This window comes from Pseudomonas retamae (assembly GCF_043496865.1).
GTDB lineage: Bacteria > Pseudomonadota > Gammaproteobacteria > Pseudomonadales > Pseudomonadaceae > Aquipseudomonas > Aquipseudomonas retamae.
In genome coordinates this window covers 96,057-116,723 of sequence record NZ_JBIEIL010000014.1, presented here as the reverse complement: position 1 = coordinate 116,723, position 20,667 = coordinate 96,057, and the positions used below count along the sequence as shown (strand labels likewise).

16 protein-coding genes and 1 pseudogene are annotated in these 20,667 nt (G+C 61.1%); 16 read left to right on the top strand and 1 reads right to left on the bottom strand.

Annotated features, from left to right (window positions below):
* Window positions 1-168: 168 nt before the first annotated feature.
* The 9 genes and pseudogenes from gap (at window position 169) to ACGSLL_RS23945 (ending at window position 10,807) form a co-directional block, all read left to right on the top strand.
* The gene (gene gap / locus ACGSLL_RS23985) at window positions 169-1,170 is read left to right on the top strand and encodes a type I glyceraldehyde-3-phosphate dehydrogenase (RefSeq protein WP_203419217.1); all 1,002 of its coding nucleotides are present in this window, start codon (window positions 169-171) and stop codon (window positions 1,168-1,170) included.
* A 200-nt stretch (window positions 1,171-1,370) separates the two neighbouring features.
* Window positions 1,371-1,889 (top strand): RNA polymerase sigma factor, encoded by a 519-nt coding sequence (locus ACGSLL_RS23980; RefSeq protein ID WP_394508196.1) that lies wholly within the window; start codon window positions 1,371-1,373, stop codon window positions 1,887-1,889.
* A 124-nt stretch (window positions 1,890-2,013) separates the two neighbouring features.
* Window positions 2,014-2,979, top strand: a complete 966-nt coding sequence (locus ACGSLL_RS23975) for a FecR family protein (RefSeq protein ID WP_394508195.1) — start codon at window positions 2,014-2,016, stop codon at window positions 2,977-2,979.
* Window positions 2,980-3,101: 122 nt separating this feature from the next.
* On the top strand, window positions 3,102-5,687 hold the full coding sequence (locus tag ACGSLL_RS23970; RefSeq protein WP_394508194.1) for a TonB-dependent receptor: 2,586 nt from the start codon (window positions 3,102-3,104) through the stop codon (window positions 5,685-5,687).
* Window positions 5,688-5,796: 109 nt separating this feature from the next.
* A complete protein-coding gene (locus tag ACGSLL_RS23965; protein WP_394508193.1) occupies window positions 5,797-6,393 on the top strand; it encodes a biliverdin-producing heme oxygenase in 597 nt (198 codons plus the stop codon).
* A 163-nt stretch (window positions 6,394-6,556) separates the two neighbouring features.
* Window positions 6,557-6,967, top strand: coding sequence for a YbaN family protein (locus ACGSLL_RS23960; RefSeq protein WP_394508192.1), 411 nt, complete (start codon window positions 6,557-6,559; stop codon window positions 6,965-6,967).
* Window positions 6,968-7,146: 179 nt separating this feature from the next.
* Window positions 7,147-8,427, top strand: a pseudogene (locus ACGSLL_RS23955) (methyl-accepting chemotaxis protein); the annotation flags it as partial.
* A 102-nt stretch (window positions 8,428-8,529) separates the two neighbouring features.
* A complete protein-coding gene (locus ACGSLL_RS23950) occupies window positions 8,530-9,285 on the top strand; it encodes a methyl-accepting chemotaxis protein (protein WP_394508231.1) in 756 nt (251 codons plus the stop codon).
* Between the two features lie 175 nt (window positions 9,286-9,460).
* Window positions 9,461-10,807 carry a CoA transferase gene (locus tag ACGSLL_RS23945; protein WP_394508191.1) on the top strand — a complete coding sequence of 449 codons (1,347 nt, stop codon included), beginning with the start codon at window positions 9,461-9,463 and terminating at the stop codon, window positions 10,805-10,807.
* Between the two features lie 108 nt (window positions 10,808-10,915).
* Here ACGSLL_RS23945 and arcD (ACGSLL_RS23940) read toward each other — a convergent pair whose 3' ends face one another.
* Window positions 10,916-12,343 (bottom strand): arginine-ornithine antiporter, encoded by a 1,428-nt coding sequence (arcD, locus tag ACGSLL_RS23940; RefSeq protein ID WP_394508190.1) that lies wholly within the window; start codon window positions 12,341-12,343, stop codon window positions 10,916-10,918.
* Between the two features lie 439 nt (window positions 12,344-12,782).
* On the opposite strand from arcD (ACGSLL_RS23940), the gene arcD (ACGSLL_RS23935) reads away from it, so the two are divergent.
* From arcD (ACGSLL_RS23935) to gcvH, 7 genes are all read left to right on the top strand, one after another.
* A complete protein-coding gene (gene arcD, locus ACGSLL_RS23935) occupies window positions 12,783-14,210 on the top strand; it encodes an arginine-ornithine antiporter (protein ID WP_394508189.1) in 1,428 nt (475 codons plus the stop codon).
* A 35-nt stretch (window positions 14,211-14,245) separates the two neighbouring features.
* Window positions 14,246-15,502 (top strand): arginine deiminase, encoded by a 1,257-nt coding sequence (arcA, locus tag ACGSLL_RS23930; protein ID WP_093099008.1) that lies wholly within the window; start codon window positions 14,246-14,248, stop codon window positions 15,500-15,502.
* 68 nt (window positions 15,503-15,570) lie between these two features.
* Window positions 15,571-16,581, top strand: coding sequence for an ornithine carbamoyltransferase (locus ACGSLL_RS23925; protein ID WP_394508188.1), 1,011 nt, complete (start codon window positions 15,571-15,573; stop codon window positions 16,579-16,581).
* Between the two features lie 192 nt (window positions 16,582-16,773).
* Window positions 16,774-17,709, top strand: coding sequence for a carbamate kinase (gene arcC / locus ACGSLL_RS23920; protein WP_394508187.1), 936 nt, complete (start codon window positions 16,774-16,776; stop codon window positions 17,707-17,709).
* A 56-nt stretch (window positions 17,710-17,765) separates the two neighbouring features.
* Window positions 17,766-18,128: a DUF5064 family protein gene (locus tag ACGSLL_RS23915; protein ID WP_394508186.1), complete on the top strand. Its 363-nt coding sequence runs from the start codon at window positions 17,766-17,768 to the stop codon at window positions 18,126-18,128.
* A 197-nt stretch (window positions 18,129-18,325) separates the two neighbouring features.
* A complete protein-coding gene (locus tag ACGSLL_RS23910; RefSeq protein ID WP_394508185.1) occupies window positions 18,326-19,834 on the top strand; it encodes a sigma-54-dependent transcriptional regulator in 1,509 nt (502 codons plus the stop codon).
* A gap of 449 nt (window positions 19,835-20,283) precedes the next feature.
* The gene (gcvH, locus tag ACGSLL_RS23905; RefSeq protein WP_208940046.1) at window positions 20,284-20,667 is read left to right on the top strand and encodes a glycine cleavage system protein GcvH; all 384 of its coding nucleotides are present in this window, start codon (window positions 20,284-20,286) and stop codon (window positions 20,665-20,667) included.

Here is a 20,667-nt window from a genome sequence, read left to right as displayed (position 1 = left end):
AACGCCGGTGTCGGTGGAATGACAGACGGCTTTTTTGACCATTCGGACCAGTTGATTCAGGTCACTCGTTGTAGATAAAACAAAATATTGCCACTAAAAAGGCTTGTTTTCTATTTTTATGCGAATAATCTTGTAATTCCAACAACAAAACGACGGCGGCGCTGTTCCATGACTCTTCGAATCGCAATCAATGGTTTTGGCCGCATCGGCCGTAATGTCCTGCGCGCACTGTATACCCAAGGCTATCGACAGGATCTGCAGATCGTCGCCATCAACGATCTGGGCGACAGTTCGATCAATGCCCATCTGCTCAAATACGACACCGTTCACGGCACCTTCGACGCCGAAGTGGCGCACGATAACGAGAGCCTGACGGTCAACGGCGACCGCATCGCAGTCAGCGCCATTCGCAATCCGGCCGAACTGCCATGGGCGGCGGAAAAGATCGATGTGGTGTTCGAATGCACCGGTCTGTTTACCGACCGCGCCAAAGCCGCCGCGCATATTAGCGCCGGCGCACGCAAAGTGATCATCTCGGCCCCGGCCAAAGGCGCCGACGCCACCGTGGTCTACGGCGTCAACCACGACATCCTGCGCCAGTCGCACCAGATCATTTCCAACGCATCATGCACCACCAACTGCCTGGCGCCGGTTGCGCAGGTGCTGCACCGCGAGCTGGGCATCGAAAGCGGTCTGATGACCACTATCCACGCCTACACCAACGACCAGAATCTCACCGACGTCTATCACACCGACCCGTACCGCGCGCGTTCGGCCACGCAGAACATGATCCCGAGCAAGACCGGCGCCGCCGAAGCGGTAGGCCTGGTGCTGCCGGAACTGGCCGGCAAACTGACCGGCATGGCCGTGCGTGTGCCGGTGATCAACGTGTCGCTGGTGGACCTGACCGTGCAGTTGAAGAAAGAAGCCAGCGCCGACGAAGTCAATGCCCTGCTCAAAGCGGCGAGCCAGCATTCGAAGATCCTCGGCTACAACACGTTGCCGCTGGTTTCCAGCGACTTCAACCATAACCCGCTGTCGTCGATCTTCGACGCCAACCACACCAAATCCAGCGGCAAACTGCTGAAAGTGCTGGCCTGGTACGACAACGAATGGGGCTTCTCCAACCGCATGCTGGATAACTGCCTGGCGTTGTGTAACGCCGAATAACTTCAGGTTATCCCCTTCCCTGTGGGAGCGAGCCTGCTCGCGAAAGCTATCTGTCAGTCGATATCCAGGTCGCCTGACACTCCGCGTTCGCGAGCAGGCTCGCTCCCACAGGGGTTTCTGATTTCAATCTGAAATCATTGCTTGACCATTCACCTAGATGATAAGCATTATCATTCGCTTGAAATGGATCAGGTCCTCCCGTGAGTCAATCGCGCTTCAATCATGTCTTCCTTGCCCAGCGCACGTCCCTGCTGCGCACGCTGGAGCGCATGGTCAACAATCACAGCACCGCTGAAGACCTGCTGCAGGAAACCTACCTGCGCGTCACCCGCGCCTTGAGCGAGCGGGCCATCGATCACCTCGAACCGTTTGTGTTTCAGACCGCGCGCAATCTGGCGCTGGATCATCTGCGCGCGCGCAAGATCCACGCGCGAACCATGGTCGATGATGTCCCACCGGATATTGTCCACAGCGTCGCCGCCCCCGCCAGCAGCGCCGAAGACGCTGCCCACGCCGAACAGATGCTGGAGCGCCTGAACGTGAGCCTCGGTCAACTCAGCCCGCGTCAGCAGCAGATTTTCATCCTCAGCCGTTTGCACGGGAACAGCTATCAGGAAATCGCGGACGAACTGAACGTCTCCCTCAGCACCGTACAAAAAGAACTGAAGCTGATCATGTCGATCTGCATCGGTGTAGCTGAGCGCCTGAATGGCGACTGATGCTGTAGGGCGTTTCCGTAAGTGCCAGCATCGACTGCACTGATCATCGCGCTTTGTTACCCTTGCCCGACTTTTACGCTTCACTAATAAAACAGCCGTGCACAGACACTGCCGAGGAAACACCGTGACGGACACCCACCGCTCGCCTTCGCCGGATTCGGCGCAGGACGCTGCCAACGCAATGGACCAGGCACTGGACTGGCTCATCGTGCTCGGCAGCCCGGACGAGGAACAGACCCGGCAGTTCCACGCGTGGCTGGCGGCCGATCCGTTGAATGCCGAGGCGTTCGCCAAGGCCCAGGCGATCTGGGACGGTCCGCAAGTGGCGTTGTGCGCGCAAGCCCTGGCGGCGAAACCGGCGAAAGTCACCTTCCTGCAACGCTTGCGCCCGCACTGGAAACCACTGGCCACGGCGGCGGTGCTGATCCTCGGTCTGTTCAGTTTCAGCAACCTGCCGATGCGCCTGCAGGCCGACCATCTGACCGTGGTGGGCGAACGCCAGCGCCTGCAACTGGAGGACGGCTCGAAAGTGCTGCTCAACACCAATTCGGCGTTTTCCAGCACGATCAACGATCAGCAGCGCGTGGCCCGGCTGTTTCAGGGCGAGGCGTTTTTCGAAGTCGCCAGCGGCCGCGGTCAGGCGCTGGAAATCGACGCCGGTCCGGTCCGCGCCAGCGTGCGCGACACCGCGTTCGCCGTGCGTTATCTCGACGGGGTCGCGCAGGTCAATGTGCAGCGTGGCGATGTCGATCTGCGCGCCACCCATAACGATGCGCGGGTGCGCCTGAGCGCCGGCGAAAGCATCCGCATCGGCCCCAACGGTTTCGATCACCCGGCCAAACTCGACGCCAACACCGATCTGGCGTGGGTACAGGGCCGCCTGGTGTTCGAGAACTGCCCGCTGAATCAGGTGCTGGCCGAGCTGCGCCGCTACTATCCGGGCTGGATCATCAATACCAACGAGCAGTTGGCCGACGTCGCCGTGACCGGTAATTACCGCCTCGATCAGCCGCTCGACGTGGTCCGCTCGCTTGCGCACATCACTTCGGCGCGGCTGCAGGAATTCCCCGCCTTGGTCATCCTGAACTGAATGAGAATTATTTTTACTCGATAGCCCGCGTCAGTACGTCTCGTTATAGCCAATGCAATTGATTCGCATCAAGCGATGCCAATCAGCACCTATAAAGATTCGTGCGACACGGAGCGCTATCGATGTCCTCACGCCTTACCCGCCAGACCGCTTCCCCTTCCCGCGTACTGTCGCTGCTGACCGCGGCCATCCTCATGGCCGGCAGCGCACCGCTGCTGGCGGCGCCCGAGCAACCGGCGCGCAACATGGGCGATTACGCGTTTGCCATCGGCCAGCAGCCTTTGGTCTCGGCGTTGAATGCATTCACTGCCGTGACCGGTTGGCAGGTCGGCCTGCCGGCGGAACTGGGCCAGGGCGTGGCATCGCCGGGTGTGCGCGGTTCGCTGCCGCCGGAGCAAGCCCTCGAGCGGCTGTTGGTGGGGACCAACCTGAGCTTCCGCAAACTGAGCAACAACAACGTTGTGCTGGAAAAGCGCAACAGCAGCGGCACGCTGAATCTGGATCAAGTGACCATCAGCGCCACCCGCCAGGAACAGTCGGTCAACAGCGTGCCGGCCACCGTTACCGTGCAGACCCGCGAAGAGTTCGATCGTAATAACGTCAACACCATCAAGGAACTGGTGCGCTACGAGCCGGGCGTTTCCGTCGGCGGCGCCGGCCAGCGTGGCGGCATCAGCGGCTACAACATCCGTGGCATCGACGGCGACCGCATCCTCACCCAGGTCGATGGCGTGGAAATCCCCAACGGTTTCTTCAACGGCCCGTACGCCAAGAGCCAGCGCAATTACGTTGACCCGGAAATCGTCAAACGCGTCGAGATCCTGCGCGGCCCGGCCTCGGTGCTGTACGGCAGCAACGCCATCGGCGGCGCGGTCAGCTATTACACGCTGGAGGCCGACGACATCATCAAGCCCGGCAAAGACCTCGGCGCGCGCCTGAAAACCGGTTACAGCTCGGCCGACGACAGCTGGCTGAAATCCGCCACCGTTGCCGGGCGCTCCGGCGAGTTCGACGGTTTGCTGCATTACAGCCAGCGCGACGGTCACGAAACCGAATCCTACGGCGGCAACAACGGCACCGGCCTTGCGCGCACCGCCGCCAACCCGGAAGACGTGCGCGCAACCAACGTACTGGCCAAGCTCGGCTGGAACTACAACGACGATTCCCGTCTGGGCCTGACCTACGAGAAGTACAAGGACGACCGCGACACCGATCAGAAAAGCGCCTACGGCGGCCCCTACTTCAACGGTGCGCCGACCATCCCCGACAGCGTGTTGCCCGGCGGCATGTACCAGTGGCGCACCGGCAACGACACCATCAGCCGTGAGCGCTTTGGCCTCGAGCACACCTTCGCCCTCGACAGCCTGCTGGCCGATAACGTGAAGTGGAGCCTCAATTACCAGATCGCCAAGACTGACCAGAGCACCGCAGAGTATTACTACCCGATCACCCGCAAAGTGCTGCGCACCCGCGACACGATCTACGAAGAAAAACAGTGGGTCTTCGATGCGCAACTGGACAAGGCCTTCACCCTCGGCGCCACCGATCATGTGCTGACTTACGGCACCACGATCAAGCAGCAGAAAGTCACCGGTTCGCGCAGCGGCGACGGCACCTGTCTGGCCGTGGGCCGCGGTTGCAGCGCCATCGGCGCGACCAGTGCCGCGGACGTGCTGGCCGAGGCCAGCGATTTCCCCGACCCGACCATCAACACCTACAGCCTGTTCGCCCAGGACCAGATCAGCTGGAACGACTGGACCTTTCTGCCGGGCCTGCGCTACGACTACACCCAGCTCAAGCCGCACATCACTCAGGAATTCCTCAACACCGTGGCCGCCGACGGCCAAGGCACCGTCAGCGACAAGAACAAGACCTGGCACAAAGTCTCGCCGAAATTCGGCCTGACCTATGCCCTGACGGAGAATTACACCTGGTACGGCCAGTACGCCGAAGGCTTCCGCACCCCGACGGCAAAATCGCTGTACGGGCGCTTCGAGAACACCACCACCGGGTACACCGTCGCACCGAACTCCGATCTCGAACCGGAGAAAAGCAAAAGCTTCGAAACCGGCCTGCGCGGCCATTTCGAGCACGGCTCGTTCGACGTGGCGGTGTTCTATAACAAGTACCGCGATTTCATCAACGAAGACGCGGTCAAGCCGGGCGACGATCAACTGACCTTCCAGAGCAACAACATCAAGCGCGCCACCATCAAGGGTGCCGAAGTCAAAGGCCGCTTGAATCTGGATGCGTTCGGCGCGCCGCAAGGCTTGTACACCCAGGGCTCGATCGCCTACGCCTACGGTCGCAACAATGACAGCGGCGAGCCGATCAACAGCGTCAACCCGCTGACCGGCGTGTTCGGCCTCGGTTACGACCAGGACCATTACGGTGGCCTGCTGAGCTGGACCGTAGTGAAGAAAAAGGACCGCGTCGACGACAGCAACTTCAAGTCGCCGGACGGCGTCAGCAGCCAGTTCAAGACGCCGGGCTTCGGCATTCTCGATCTGGCCGGCTATTACAAGGTCAGCGACGACGTCACCGTCAGCGGCGGCATCTACAACCTCACCGACAAGCAGTACTGGCTGTGGGATGACGTGCGCGGTTACGACAGCGTCGGCGAAGCCTCGGTCACCCAACCGGCCAACCTTGATCGCCTGACCCAGCCGGGCCGCAACTTCGCGATCAACCTGATCTGGGACATCTGATCCGACCGACCTCACTGCGTGTGTCATCGCCGCGCAGTGAGGTTTTTTTACGCTCTGGCGCCCGCCCGTACGTCTTGTTATCAAGCGCCTCATTTATCAAGGACACCCCATGACAGCCTCGGAAAAAGCCCTGCGTTCACAACGCCTGAACCAGATCACCCATGAGCCGCACAGCAAACTTGATGCGTTGGTGAAAGCCCATGCACCGTTCGAGACGCGCGCCAGCTTCGCCCGTTTTGTCGTTGCGCAGTACCTGTTCCAGTCGGAACTGGTCGCGCTGTACAACGATGCCGAACTGACCGCGATCATCCCGGACCTGCCGGCCCGGTGCCGCGCCGAAGCTGCCAGGGCAGACCTGGCTGACCTCGCCACCGAAGTCCCGGCACCGGTGGCCGGTGCCGTGAACAAACCGAGCAAGGCGCGCGCGCTGGGCTGGCTGTTCGTCTCCGAAGGCTCCAAGCTCGGCGCGGCGTTTTTGATCAAACGTGCGGTGGCGCTGGAGCTGAGCGAAAGCTTCGGCGCGCGTCATCTCGGCGAACCTGCAGGTGGCCGAGCCGAAGGCTGGAAGAGCTTTGTGCGCACCCTCGATTCGCTGCAATTTACGGCTGAAGAAGAAGCCGAAGCCGAGCAAGGCGCGCTCGATGCGTTCAATCGCTTCACCGTGTTGCTGGATCAGGCTTACGCCACAGAAGCCGAACCGGCCTGACACACCACAATCCCCCCTGTGGGAGCGAGCCTGCTCGCGAAGACGGCGGCACATTCAACATCAATGTGCCCGATAAACCGCTTTCGCGAGCAGGCTCGCTCCCACAAGGGAACTGCAGAAAGCCTGTAGAATCCCCGTTTCGCCTCACTGCAATCCCGAACCCATGCCCGCACCCGCCTCCTCAAAACTCGCCCGCCTGCTGTTCGGCCTGCTCGCCTATGTCAGCCTTGGCATCGGGCTGGTCGCGATTGTCGTGCCCGGTCTGCCGACCACCGAGTTCATCCTCCTCGCCGCGTGGGCAGCGACGCGCAGTTCGCCGCGCTTGAGTGCGTGGCTGGAAAATCATCGCCTGTTCGGGCCGATCCTGAGCAACTGGCGCAACGGCAAGATCATCGCGCGCAAGGCCAAGGTCAGCGCGACGCTGAGCATGCTGCTGTGCGCAACGCTGATGCTGGTGCTGCTCGAGCATGGCTGGCCGATCTATCTGGCGATCGCCGGCATGGCGCTGGGCAATCTGTGGATCTGGTCGCGCCCGGAAAACCTCCCCCCGCAGCAAACTGAAACATCCCTGTAATTATTCTTGGTTTCGGCACAATCTCCTGCGCAAACGTTTAGCACTGACCGTTCGTCGGCAGCGGCCTCATGCCGTCTCGTTGCTCGCCGATGAGCAGACATGGCGCTGAATGGATTTGGCGAACCGGGTAGTTCATTTACCCGACAGTCACTTTTCCTATTCCATTTACGAGACGCCCGATGTTCGACTCACTCTCCATTCGCCTGAAAATCGTCCTGCTCAGCGGCCTGTGCCTGCTCGGTGTGGTTGCGCTGATCGTCGGCATGAACATGTACCAGACCAATCAGAACGACGAACTGGTCAGTACTTCCAGCAACCAGTTGCTCACCGCCAGCGTGCAAAATCTGCTGCAGGCCAAAGCCGCCGAACAAGCGGTGCGTGTGCAGAAAACCTTCGGCGAAAGCCTGCTGGTGATCACCGCGCTGGCCGATCAGATCAAGGACCTGCGCGTCATGGCTGCCAAGCGTTCACTCGACGCCGGCGCCCTGCGCGAACAGTTGAACCAGAGCCTGAAAACCGCGTTCGAGCGCAACGACAAGGTGCTGGGCATCTGGCTGGCCTTCGAACCCAACGGTCTGGATGGCAAGGACAGCGAATTCGTCGATGACGCCGCGCGCCAGTCCAACGAAGCCGGGCGCTTCGCCACTTACTGGAGCCGCGCCGGCGGTGCTGCGCTGAACACGATCATGGTCGAAGAAGACCTGACCAAAACCACCCTCAGCGTCAGCGGCACGCCCTACAACAGCTGGTACACCTGCCCTCGCGACAATAAGCGCACCTGCCTGCTCGATCCGTATGCCGACACCGTCGGCGACAAGGAAATGCTCATGACGACCATTTCCGTGCCCTTGATGGTCGACGGCAAAGCCCTCGGCGTGGTCGGTATCGACATTGCCCTCGACGCCCTGCAAGCCGCCGCCGTCGAGTCGCAGCGCAACCTGTTCAACAACGCCGGGCACATGCTTATTGTTTCCGGCAGCGGCGTGCTCGCGGCGGACAGCGCCGATGCAAGCAAGGTCGGCAAGAAGATCGGCGACACCCCCGGTGTCGACAGTAAGGACGTGCTGCAACTGCTCACCGCCGGTACGCCGAAGATCCTCGAACAGGGCGACCTGATCCGCGCGGTGTATCCGGTCGACCCGATCGGCAATTCGCGCGCCTGGGGCGTGGTCATCGACCTGCCGAAACACGTGCTGCTGGCCGATTCGGTGAAACTGCAAGCGGTGCTCGACGATGCTCAGGAAACCGGCGTGATTACCGCACTGCTGGTCGCCGTGGTGGCCGGTTTGGTCGGCCTGCTGCTGATCTGGCTCACCGCTTCCGGCGTTACTAGGCCGATCAACAGCGTCGCTGAAATGCTGAAGAACATCGCCAGCGGCGAAGGCGATCTGACCCAGCGCCTGAACTACAGCAAAAAAGATGAACTGGGCGAACTGGTGAACTGGTTCAACCGCTTCCTCGACAAGCTGCAACCGACCATCGCCCAGATCAAACAAAGCATCACCGAAGCCCGCGGCACCGCCGACCAGTCTTCGGAGATCGCGCGGCAGACCAGCGAAGGCATGCAGGTGCAGTTCCGCGAGATTGACCAGGTCGCCACAGCGTCGAACGAAATGAGCGCCACCGCCCACGACGTCGCCAACAGCGCCTCGAACGCCGCCAATGCTGCGAAAGGCGCCGATCAGTCGGCCAAGGACGGTATGGCGATCATCGAGCGCAGCACCCGCGATATCAATCAACTGGCCGACGAAGTCAGTAAAGCGGTGAGCGAAGTCGAAGCGTTGGCGGTCAACAGCGAGCAGATCGGCTCGGTGCTGGAAGTCATCCGCAGCATCGCCGAGCAGACCAACCTGCTCGCCCTCAACGCCGCCATCGAAGCTGCCCGCGCCGGTGAGAGTGGCCGTGGTTTCGCCGTGGTCGCTGACGAGGTGCGCAACCTCGCCAAGCGCACTCAGGACTCGGTGGAGGAAATTCGCCTGGTGATCGAGCGCATCCAGACCGGCACCCGTGGCGTGGTCGCGACCATGCATTCGAGCCAGACCCAGGCGCACAACAACGCCGGGCAGATTCGTCAGGCAGTCGACGCGCTGGGCAAGATCAGCGACGCGGTGACAGTGATCAGCGACATGAACCTGCAGATCGCCAGCGCCGCCGAGCAGCAGAGCGCCGTGGCCGAAGAGGTCAACCGCAACGTCTCGGCGATCCGCACCGTCACCGAAACCCTGACCGGGCAGGCCACTGAATCGGCCGCGATCAGCAGCCAGCTCAACAGCCTGGCGAGCCAGCAGATGAAATTGATGGATCAGTTCCGCGTGTAGTCCCCCTCTGATCGTTCCCCACGCTCTGCGTGGGAATGCAGCCCGGGACGCTCTGCGTCCCAATCGAAAGCTGGAACGCGGAGCGTCCCTTGAGGCATTCCCACGCAGAGCGTGGGAACGATCTTCAGGGTGTTTTTTGCACTATCATCGCCCTCTCGCTCCGGAGGGGTTTTCGATGACTGACTTGCTCACCTCCCTGCAAGCCGCGCTCGGCTTGCCACCCACACCAATCGCGTGCGAAGGGCGTGGTGCCCTGCCCTCGGCGTTCGCCGTCACCGATCTGGCCTGCGCCAGCCTCGCCGCGGCCGGTCAGACGGTCAGCGAATTGCTCGGCCAGCAGACCGCTGAGTTGCCGACCGTCGCCGTCGATCGTCGCCTGGCGTCGTTCTGGTTCAGTTCCTCAATCCGGCCAATCGGCTGGCAAGTCCCGCCGCTGTGGGACGCGGTCGCCGGTGACTACGCCACCGCCGACGGCTGGATCCGCCTGCACACCAACGCCCCGCATCACCGCGCCGCCGCGGAACGGGTGCTCGGTGCCTGCGCCGACCGTGCGGCGATGGCGGCCAACGTCGCAAAGTGGACCAGTGCGGCGCTGGAGCAAGCGGTGGTCGAAGCCAACGGTTGCGCCGCCGAAATGCGCAGCTGGGCGCAGTGGCAGCAGCACCGGCAAGGGCTGGCGGTGAATGCCGAGCCGCTGGTGCATTTTGCTGAACAGGCGGATGGCAAAACCCTGGCTTGGCAAGGCTCAGCCGCGCGCCCCCTGGCCGGGATCAAGGTGCTGGACCTGACCCGCGTGCTGGCCGGCCCCACGGCCAGCCGCTTTCTCGCCGGGCTGGGCGCGGATGTGTTGCGCATCGATTCGCCAACGTGGAACGAACCCGGCGTCGTCCCGGAAATGACCGTTGGCAAGCGCTGCGCGCGCCTTGATCTGCACGACGCGGCAGATCGCGCGGTGTTCGAAAGCCTGTTGAAAGAGACCGACCTGCTGCTGCACGGCTATCGCGCCGATGCCCTGGAAAATCTCGGCTTCGGCTTTGAACGTCGGCAACAACTGGCGCCGGGGTTGATCGACGTCAGCCTGAATGCCTATGGCTGGAGCGGTCCGTGGCGCAACCGGCGCGGCTTCGACAGCCTGGTGCAGATGAGCAGCGGCATCGCCGAGGCCGGGATGCGCTGGCAGCAGGCGGATAAACCGACGCCCTTGCCGGTGCAGGCGCTGGACCATGCGACCGGGTATCTGATGGCGGCGAGTGCGCTGAGGTTGCTGACTGAACGACTGGCCAACGGACGCGGGGGGTCGGCGCGGTTGTCGCTGGCGCGTACGGCGAAGTTGTTGGTCGAGCGTGGGGCCGGCACGAATGAGCCGTTGCGTGCCGAAGAAGCGCTGGATCAGGATCCGGCGATTGAACAGACCGCGTGGGGGGCGGCGCGGCGGTTGCGCGTGCCGGTGCTGATCAGCGGGACGCCGGTTTGGTGGGATCTGCCGGCCGCCGAATTGGGGTCACATCAAGCGCAGTGGTGATGTTGGGAGCGCTTTCGCGAGCAGGCTCGCTCCCACATGAGATGTGCGCTCCCTTGTGGGAGCGAGCCTGCTCGCGAATACGCCGGCCCTGCCAAAGCAACATTCCGATCACAAACTCAACACCCCGCTATACAACCCATACGCCGCCAACCCCGCGCCAATCACCACACAGGCAAAAATCCCCTTCTCCACCGTGGTGAATAACGGTTCGCCCGCTTCATGTTTGGCCTTGGCAAACAGAATCACCCCCGGCGCATACAACAGCGCCGACAGCAGCAGGTATTTCACCCCGCCGGCGTACAGCAACCACACCGCATAGACCAGAGCGATGCCGCCGATCAGCAGGTCCTTGCTGCGTTCGGCCGAGGCCTGTTCGTAGGTTTCGCCACGCCCGCTGAGCAGCACCGCGTAGGCCGCCGACCACAGGTACGGCACCAGAATCATCGACGAGGCCAGGTAGATCAGGCTGGTGTAAGTGCCCGCCGAAAACAGCGTGATCAACAGGAAAATCTGGATCATCGCGTTGGTCAGCCACAGCGCGTTGACCGGCACATGATTTTTGTTTTCCTTGGTCAGGAACGCCGGCATGGTCTTGTCTTTGGCGGTGGCGAACAAGATCTCGGCGCAGAGCAAGGCCCACGACAGCAACGCCCCGAGCAGCGAAATCGCCAGGCCGACGCTGATCAGCAACGCGCCCCACGGCCCGACAATGTGCTCAAGCACCGCTGCCAGTGAAGGGTTCTGCAGATTGGCCAGTTCCGGTTGGGTCATGATCCCCAGCGACAGCACATTGACCAGCACCAGCAGCGCCAGTACGCCGATAAAACCGATCACCGTGGCGCGACCGACGTCGCTGCGTTTCTCCGCCCGCGCCGAATACACGCTGGCGCCTTCGATGCCGATGAATACGAACACGGTGACCAGCATCATGTTGCGCACCTGATCCATTACCCCGCCGAAATTCGGATTGCTGGTGCCCCAGATGTCGCGGGTGAAAATATCCGCCTTGAACGCCACCGCCGCGATGACAATGAACATGATCAGCGGCACGACCTTGGCGACGGTGGTCAGTTGGTTGATCAGCGCCGCCTCCTTGATCCCGCGCATCACCAGAAAATGCACGGCCCACAGCAGCACCGAAGCACAGCCGATGGCGATCGGCGTATTGCCCTGACCGAACACTGGAAAGAAATAGCCGAGGGTGCTGAACAGCAACACGAAGTAACCGACGTTGCCCAGCCAGGCGCTGATCCAGTAGCCCCACGCCGAGGAAAACCCCATGTAATCGCCGAACCCGGCCTTGGCGTAGGCGTACACGCCCGAGTCCAGCTCCGGCTTGCGATTGGCCAGGGTCTGAAATACGAAGGCCAGCGTCAGCATGCCGACGGCAGTGATGCCCCACCCGATCAGGATCGCTCCGGCATCAGCGCGCGCGGCCATGTTCTGCGGCAGCGAGAAAATTCCCCCGCCGATCATCGACCCCACCACCAGCGCAATCAGCGCGCCCAGTCGCAGCTTGTGTGTCGGTTGCGACATGCAAGTCTCCTTGAAAAACAGTGGCGAAGTTTATTTGTAACAAGGACCGGCTAAAAATCTTAATGGTAGATGACGCTTATCAGATAAAGGTTCAGCGTACCCCTTTATATATAGCCGACAACGATAACGCATAGCACGTCGAAGCCATTCTGTGTGCTGATCCTGATTAATCAATTCTGTACTGAAAACAGCGGCGGAAAATTTGCCAAACGCCAGAAAAGAACTAGCGTGATAATTCGAAAGTAATAATAGCCATTCCCAACCACATAGCCACAAAGCCTCTAGAACGGGCCTCGAAGACGAAAGCCATATGCCACTAGTGGTTGCCTAAGTCATTCATTAACAATGGAATGTGACCATGAACTGATCTACGTCAGCTGTTTGAACAGACAACAGATTTACGCTGTGATCTCTTCTCTCCTGCAATGGAGTCATGCAAATGTCTGAAGCGCCCGGAAAACTAAGACTCGGTGCACTGGTTGCACTGGTAGTCGGTTCAATGATCGGTGGCGGGATATTTTCGTTGCCACAAAACATGGCCGCCAGCGCCGACGTCGGTGCAGTGCTGATCGGCTGGGCCATCACCGCAGTCGGCATGCTCACCCTCGCTTTTGTTTTTCAGACCCTCGCCAATCGCAAGCCGGGCCTGGACGGCGGTGTCTACGCCTACGCCAAGGCCGGATTCGGCGATTACATGGGCTTCTCGTCCGCATGGGGCTACTGGATCAGCGCCTGGCTGGGCAACGTCGGTTACTTCGTGTTGCTGTTCAGCACCCTCGGTTACTTCTTTCCGATATTCGGTGAAGGCAATACCCCGGCGGCGGTGATCGGCGCCTCGGTGTTGCTGTGGGGCGTGCATTTCCTGGTGCTGCGCGGAATCAAGGAAGCGGCGTTCATCAACCTGGTGACCACCGTTGCCAAGGTCGTGCCGCTGCTGCTGTTCGTGCTGATCGCGGTCTTCGCGTTCAAACTGGACATCTTCACCGCCGACATCTGGGGCGTGAAAAACCCTGACCTGGGCAGTGTGATGAACCAGGTGCGCAACATGATGCTGGTCACCGTGTGGGTGTTCATCGGCATCGAGGGCGCGAGCATCTTCTCGGCCCGCGCAGAAAAACGTTCCGACGTCGGCAAGGCCACGGTGATCGGTTTCATCACCGTGCTGCTGTTCCTGGTGCTGGTCAATGTGCTGTCGCTGGGCATCATGACCCAGCCGGAACTGGCAAAACTGCAGAACCCGTCGATGGCTGCGGTGCTGGAGCACGTGGTCGGGCATTGGGGTGCGGTGCTGATCAGCGTCGGCCTGATCATCTCGCTGTTGGGGGCGTTGCTGTCGTGGGTGCTGCTGTGCGCGGAGATCATGTTCGCCGCCGCCAAAGACCACACCATGCCGGAGTTTCTGCGCAAGGAAAACGCCAATCACGTACCGGTCAACGCCCTGTGGCTGACCAACGCGATGGTGCAGATCTTTCTGATCATCACCCTGTTTTCAGCCAGTACCTACCTGTCGCTGATCTACCTCGCCACGTCGATGATTCTGGTGCCGTACCTGTGGTCGGCGGCTTACGCCCTGCTGCTGGCGGTGCGTGGCGAGAGTTACGAAGGCTTCGCCGCCGAGCGGCGCAAGGACCTGATTATCGGCGGCATCGCCCTGATTTATGCGGTGTGGCTGCTGTATGCCGGCGGGGTCAAGTATCTGCTGCTCTCGGCCCTGCTCTACGCACCCGGCGCGATCCTGTTCGCCAAGGCCAAGCTGGAACTCAAACAACCGGTTTTCACCAACGTCGAGAAGCTGATTTTCGCCGCAGTGGTCATAGGCGCCGTGGTGGCGGCCTACGGTCTCTACGACGGCTTCCTGACGCTGTAACCCCTGATTGAATCGTCATCTGGAGGAACACTGAAATGACCACGGAAAAAGTGAAGTACGGCGTCCATTCCGAAGCCGGGAAACTGCGTAAAGTCATGGTTTGCTCCCCAGGTCTGGCCCATCAGCGGCTGACCCCGAACAACTGCGATGAACTGCTGTTCGACGACGTGCTGTGGGTGGCGCAGGCCAAGCGCGATCACTTCGACTTCGTCACCAAGATGCGTGAGCGCGGCATCGACGTGCTGGAAATGCACAACCTGCTCACCGACATCGTCGCCATCCCTGAGGCGCTGGACTGGATTCTCGAGCGCAAGGTCACCGCCGATTCGGTGGGCCTGGGCCTGATCAACGAAGTCAAATCCTGGCTGAAAAGCCTCGAACCACGGCACATTGCCGAGTTTCTGATTGGCGGGGTTTCCGCCGACGATCTGCCGGACAGCTTCGGTGGCAAGACCATCCAGATGTTCCGCGACTTCCTCGGCCACTCCAGCTTCATTCTGCCGCCGCTGCCCAACACTCAGTTCACCCGCGACACCACCTGCTGGATCTACGGCGGCGTGACGCTCAACCCGATGTACTGGCCGGCGCGCCGTCAGGAAACCCTGCTGACCACGGCCATCTACAAATTCCACCCGCAGTTCACCAACGCCGACTTCGAGATCTGGTACGGCGACCCCGACAAGGACCACGGCAGCTCCACGCTTGAGGGCGGCGACGTCATGCCGATCGGCAACGGTGTGGTGCTGATCGGCATGGGCGAACGTTCGTCGCGTCAGGCCATTGGCCAACTGGCGCTGAACCTGTTCAAGAACAAAGCGGTGGAAAAAGTCATCGTTGCCGGCCTGCCGAAATCGCGCGCAGCGATGCACCTGGACACCGTGTTCAGCTTCTGCGACCGCGACCTGGTGACGATCTTCCCCGAAGTGGTCAATCAGATCGTCGCCTTCACCCTGCGCCCTGATGACAGCAAACAGGGCGGCATCGACATTCGCCGCGAAGAAGGCAGCTTCCTCGACACCGTCGCCGCGGCGCTCAACCTGCCCAAGCTGCGCGTAGTGGAAACCGGTGGCAACAGCTTCGCCGCCGAACGCGAGCAATGGGACGACGGCAATAACGTGGTGGCGGTGGAACCGGGCGTGGTCATCGGCTACGACCGCAACACCTACACCAACACCCTGCTGCGCAAGGCCGGTGTGGAAGTCATCACCATCAGCGCCGGCGAACTGGGCCGCGGCCGCGGCGGCGGCCACTGCATGACCTGCCCGATCATCCGCGACCCGATTGATTACTAACCTCTGAGCCCTGGCCGGCACTTACCGAGTGCAGCCAGGGGGATAACCGACACCGAAGGAGATCCATCATGGCTTTTAACATTCACAACCGTAATTTGCTGAGCCTGGAACACCACACCCCTCGCGAATTGCGTTACCTGCTCGACCTGTCCCGCGATCTGAAACGCGCGAAATACACCGGCACCGAGCAACAACACCTGAAGGGCAACAACATCGCCCTGATCTTCGAAAAAACTTCGACCCGCACCCGTTGCGCGTTCGAAGTCGCCGCCTACGACCAAGGCGCCAACGTTACCTACATCGACCCGAATTCCTCGCAGATCGGCCACAAGGAAAGCATGAAAGACACCGCCCGCGTGCTCGGGCGCATGTACGACGCGATCGAATACCGTGGCTTCAAACAGGAGATCGTCGAGGAACTGGCCAAGTTCGCCGGGGTGCCGGTGTTCAACGGCCTGACCGATGAATATCACCCCACCCAGATGATCGCCGACGTGCTGACCATGCGTGAACACGCCGACAAGCCGATCCATGAAATCAGCTACGCCTACTTGGGCGACGCGCGCAACAACATGGGCAACTCGTTGTTGCTGATCGGCGCCAAACTGGGCATGGACGTGCGCATCTGCGCGCCGAAAGCCCTGTGGCCGCTCGACGATCTGGTTGAGCGCTGCAAGAAATACGGTGAGGAAAGCGGCGCGCGCATTACCCTGACCGAAGATCCCAAAGAGGCGGTCAAAGGCGTCGACTTCATTCACACCGACGTCTGGGTATCGATGGGCGAGCCGGTGGAAGCCTGGGCCGAGCGCATCCAGCAATTGTTGCCGTATCAGGTCAACGCCGAACTGATGAAAGCCAGCGGCAACCCGCGCACCAAGTTCATGCACTGCCTGCCGGCCTTTCACAACAGCGATACAAAAGTCGGCAAGCAGATTGCCGAGCAGTATCCGCACCTGAAAAACGGCATCGAAGTGACCGACGACGTGTTCGAGTCGCCCGCCTGCATCGCCTTCGAGCAAGCGGAAAACCGCATGCACACGATCAAGGCGATTCTGGTTTCGACCCTGGCTGATCTTTAACGCCACTGCGCTCCCGCTGCCGGAACCGGAAACCCAATGTGGGAGCGAGCCTGCTCGCGAAAGCGCCAGATCAGACAACATCACTGTTGAATGACATACCGCATTCGCGAGCAGGCTCGCTCCCACAGGGATCCCGGTTCCGGCAGGGAGATCGAGTCGTTTGCCTTTCCTCTGTTCAGAAGGACATGCACCATGCGTATCGTCGTAGCTCTGGGCGGTAACGCCCTGCTCCGCCGTGGCGAGCCGATGACCGCTGACAACCAGCGCGCCAACATCCGCATCGCCACCGAGCAAATCGCCAAGATCCATCCCGGTAACCAACTGGTCATCGCCCACGGCAATGGCCCGCAAGTCGGCCTGCTGTCGCTGCAAGCGGCGGCCTACACCTCGGTCAGCCCGTACCCGCTGGACGTCCTCGGCGCCGAAACCGAAGGCATGATCGGCTACATCATCGAACAGGAACTGGGCAACCTGCTCGACTTCGAAGTGCCGTTCGCCACCCTGCTCACTCAGGTTGAAGTCGACGCCAACGACCCGGCTTTCAAGAACCCGACCAAACCCATCGGCCCGGTGTACGACAAGGCCGAAGCAGAAAAACTCGCCGCCGAGAAAGGCTGGGCGATTGCCCCGGACGGCGACAAATACCGTCGCGTGGTCGCCAGTCCGCGGCCGAAACGCATTTTCGAAATCCGCCCGATCAAGTGGCTGCTCGACAAAGGCAGCATCGTGATCTGCGCCGGCGGCGGCGGGATTCCGACCATGTACGACGAGCAGCGCAACCTCAAAGGCATCGAGGCGGTGATCGACAAGGACCTGTGCTCGGCGCTGCTCGCTGAACAGCTGGAAGCTGATCTGTTGGTGATCGCCACTGACGTCAACGCGGCATTCATCGACTACGGCAAACCGACACAGAAAGCCATCGCCGAAGCCCACCCGGATGAACTCGAACGTCTGGGTTTCGCCGCCGGCTCCATGGGACCGAAGGTGCAGGCAGCCTGTGAATTCGCGCGCCATACTGGCAAGGTCGCGGTGATCGGCTCGCTGGCGGATATCGAAGCGATCGTGCAGGGCACCACCGGTACCCGCGTGTCCACGGCCAAGCCGGGCATCAGCTACCGAGAACAATAACTCCGGGGGCAGGCCCTGGGCCTGCCCTTCTCCCATGCCTTGAAAGGAGTAACTCAATGGCCCAATTCGAACCTGGTCATTTGCACATCGAGCGACACGCGCTGACCGACGATGACGTCAATTACAACGTGCATCTGGACTATGAAGTGTTCACCGATCCGCAGAAAGGCAAAGGCATTCAGTTCACTCTGCATGGCAGCATGCAAGGCAAGGACGTGAAGGAGACATTTTTCCTGCCCAAGGAAGAGGCTTACAACTTCGCCCGCGATGTCACGCGGATCGCCGAGAAGTACGGAATCCCCAAGACCCACAGCCAGATCGGTTCGGTGCACAAGCATTACGATCTGATGTTCGAGGATATTCGGCAGAAGCTGAATATGCACTCGGGGGATCCGGTGAATCCCGAACACTTCGAATGAACCCCTTCCAATGATCGTTCCCACGCTCTGCGTGGGAATGCATCCCGTGACGCTCTGCGTCACAGCGGACGCGGAGCGTCCGTGGCGGCATTCCCACGCGGAGCATGGGAACGATCAGCGCAGGACACAGATTTCACCAATTCCCCGCCCCAAGGCATACTTGCGCGCTCCCGCCCTGCAGATCACTGAACCGCCCCATGCGTATCCACGTCAGCTTCATCGACCGCGTCGGCATTACCCAGGAAGTCCTGGCTATCCTCGGTGGGCGCAATCTCAATCTGGATGCGGTGGAGATGATCCCGCCGAACGTCTACATCGACGCGCCGACCCTGAGCGCACAGGTGCTCGAAGAACTCAAGGATGCGCTGTTTCGGGTCCGTGGCGTCGAGGCGGTGACGGTGGTCGACATCCTTCCCGGCCAGCGTCGACACCTGCAACTCGATGCCCTGCTGGCGGCGATGACCGACCCGGTGCTGGCCCTCGACAGCGCCGGCAAGGTGCTGCTGGCCAACCCGGCGCTGATTGCCTTGTACGGTCGCGAACCGGCCGGGGAAAGTGTCGCGGAACTGTTCAACGATCCGGCGCTGCTCGACGCCTTGCTCGAAAACGGCTTCCGCCTGCCGCTGCGCGAGATCACGGTCAACGGCCAGACCTTGTTGCTCGACGCGACGCCGATCACCGACGCCGGCGCCCTGCTCACCCTGTATCAACCGAACCGTATCGGCGAACAACTCTCGGCGCTGCACCACGACCACGCCGAAGGTTTTGATGCGCTGCTCGGCGAATCCCCGGCGATTCGCACCCTCAAGGCGCGCGCGCAACGGGTCGCCGCGCTGGATGCTCCGCTGTTGATCCAGGGCGAAACCGGTACCGGCAAAGAACTGGTCGCCCGCGCCTGCCATGCGATCAGCGCGCGCCACAGTGCGCCGTTTCTCGCCCTCAACTGCGCGGCGCTGCCGGAAAACCTCGCCGAGAGCGAACTGTTCGGCTACGCCCCCGGCGCCTTCACTGGCGCCGCGCGCGGCGGCAAACCCGGGCTGATGGAACTGGCCAACCAGGGCACGGTGTTTCTCGATGAGATCGGCGAAATGTCACCGTACCTGCAAGCCAAGTTGCTGCGTTTTCTCAATGACGGCAGTTTCCGCCGAGTGGGCGGTGATCGCGAAGTGAAGGTTAATGTGCGCATCCTCAGCGCCACCCATCGCGATCTGGAAAAAATGGTCAGCGAAGGCCTGTTCCGCGAAGACCTGTTCTATCGCCTCAACGTGCTCAACGTCGAAGTGCCGCCGCTGCGTGAACGCGGCCAGGACATTCTGCTGCTGGCGCGCTATTTCATGCAGCAGGCCTGCGCGCAGATTCAACGCCCGGTCTGCCGCCTCGCACCGGGGACTTACCCGGCGCTGCTCGGCAACCGCTGGCCGGGCAACGTGCGCCAGCTGCAAAACGTGATCTTCCGCGCGGCGGCGATTTGTGAAAGCAGCCTGGTGGATATCGGCGATCTGGACATCGCTGGCACCTCGGTCGCACGGCAGACCGACACCGACGTCGACAGCCTTGAACAGGCAGTCGAAGGCTTCGAGCGCGAGCTGCTGGAAAAGCTCTACGTCAGCTATCCCTCGACCCGACAACTGGCGAGCCGCTTGCAGACCTCGCACACGGCGATCGCCCATCGACTGCGCAAGTACGGCATTCCCAACAAGCCCTGAACACAACATCTGTTTTCCCTGTGGAAAAGTCCCCCCGGTGGGAGCGAGCCTGCTCGCGAAAGCGGTATATCAGCAAAATCATTAGCGACTGACACACCGCTTCGCGAGCAGGCTCGCTCCCACAGGGTTTGCGTGTAGGGTCGACATTCGTTGAAAACGACCTCCATCTGTACTGAAACCGCTACAGCGGAACGATATCGATACACCCTTCCTCGATCAGCGCTGTGCAAGGCTTTGATCCCGCTCAGCTTTTATCCTCAGCGGCGACTGTAGCGATTTCGCTACACCCGACCGTCGAACGTCGCCGTCGTAAATAGCTAACCTATTGATTCAAAAGCTAAAAATCTTATTGGCCGCATTCTTGCTAAACAATTCCTCATTAATAAGGGCATCACCGCCCACGCTTTCCACCGCGTCCACCAGACGAGTCTGGCCCCTGAGGAGTTTCCATGAGCGAGTTGCGTTTTACTGAAGATCACGAATGGCTGCGCACCGAAGCTGACGGCAGCGTTACTGTCGGCATTACCGCTTTCGCGCAGAACGCCTTGGGCGACGTGGTGTTCGTGCAACTGCCTGAGCTGCAGGCCTACGAAAAAGGCGCCGAAGCCGCCACCGTGGAATCGGTAAAGGCTGCCAGCGGCGTGTACATGCCGCTCGATGGCGACGTACTGGAAGTCAATCCGGCGCTGGAAGATGCTCCGGAACTGGTCAACGAAGATCCGCTGGGCCAAGGCTGGTTCTTCCGCTTTCAGCCAAGCGACGCCGCGGCCGTTGCCAAACTGCTCGATCAGGACGCTTACGACCGTCTGATCAAAGCCCAAGCCGAAGCCTGA

Excerpts from the sequence above, each read along its gene's own strand:
- gcvH (WP_208940046.1), top strand. The coding sequence starts at position 20,284 with ATGAGCGAGTTGCGTTTTACTGAAGATCACGAATGGCTGCGCACCGAA.
- ACGSLL_RS23945 (WP_394508191.1), top strand. The coding sequence starts at position 9,461 with ATGACTGACTTGCTCACCTCCCTGCAAGCCGCGCTCGGCTTGCCACCC.
- arcA (WP_093099008.1), top strand. The coding sequence starts at position 14,246 with ATGACCACGGAAAAAGTGAAGTACGGCGTCCATTCCGAAGCCGGGAAA.
- arcC (WP_394508187.1), top strand. The coding sequence starts at position 16,774 with ATGCGTATCGTCGTAGCTCTGGGCGGTAACGCCCTGCTCCGCCGTGGC.
- ACGSLL_RS23910 (WP_394508185.1), top strand. The coding sequence starts at position 18,326 with ATGCGTATCCACGTCAGCTTCATCGACCGCGTCGGCATTACCCAGGAA.
- ACGSLL_RS23915 (WP_394508186.1), top strand. The coding sequence starts at position 17,766 with ATGGCCCAATTCGAACCTGGTCATTTGCACATCGAGCGACACGCGCTG.
- arcD (WP_394508189.1), top strand. The coding sequence starts at position 12,783 with ATGTCTGAAGCGCCCGGAAAACTAAGACTCGGTGCACTGGTTGCACTG.
- ACGSLL_RS23965 (WP_394508193.1), top strand. The coding sequence starts at position 5,797 with ATGACAGCCTCGGAAAAAGCCCTGCGTTCACAACGCCTGAACCAGATC.
- ACGSLL_RS23960 (WP_394508192.1), top strand. The coding sequence starts at position 6,557 with ATGCCCGCACCCGCCTCCTCAAAACTCGCCCGCCTGCTGTTCGGCCTG.
- ACGSLL_RS23925 (WP_394508188.1), top strand. The coding sequence starts at position 15,571 with ATGGCTTTTAACATTCACAACCGTAATTTGCTGAGCCTGGAACACCAC.
- arcD (WP_394508190.1), bottom strand. The coding sequence starts at position 12,343 with ATGTCGCAACCGACACACAAGCTGCGACTGGGCGCGCTGATTGCGCTG.
- ACGSLL_RS23950 (WP_394508231.1), top strand. The coding sequence starts at position 8,530 with ATGCAGGTGCAGTTCCGCGAGATTGACCAGGTCGCCACAGCGTCGAAC.
- ACGSLL_RS23970 (WP_394508194.1), top strand. The coding sequence starts at position 3,102 with ATGTCCTCACGCCTTACCCGCCAGACCGCTTCCCCTTCCCGCGTACTG.
- gap (WP_203419217.1), top strand. The coding sequence starts at position 169 with ATGACTCTTCGAATCGCAATCAATGGTTTTGGCCGCATCGGCCGTAAT.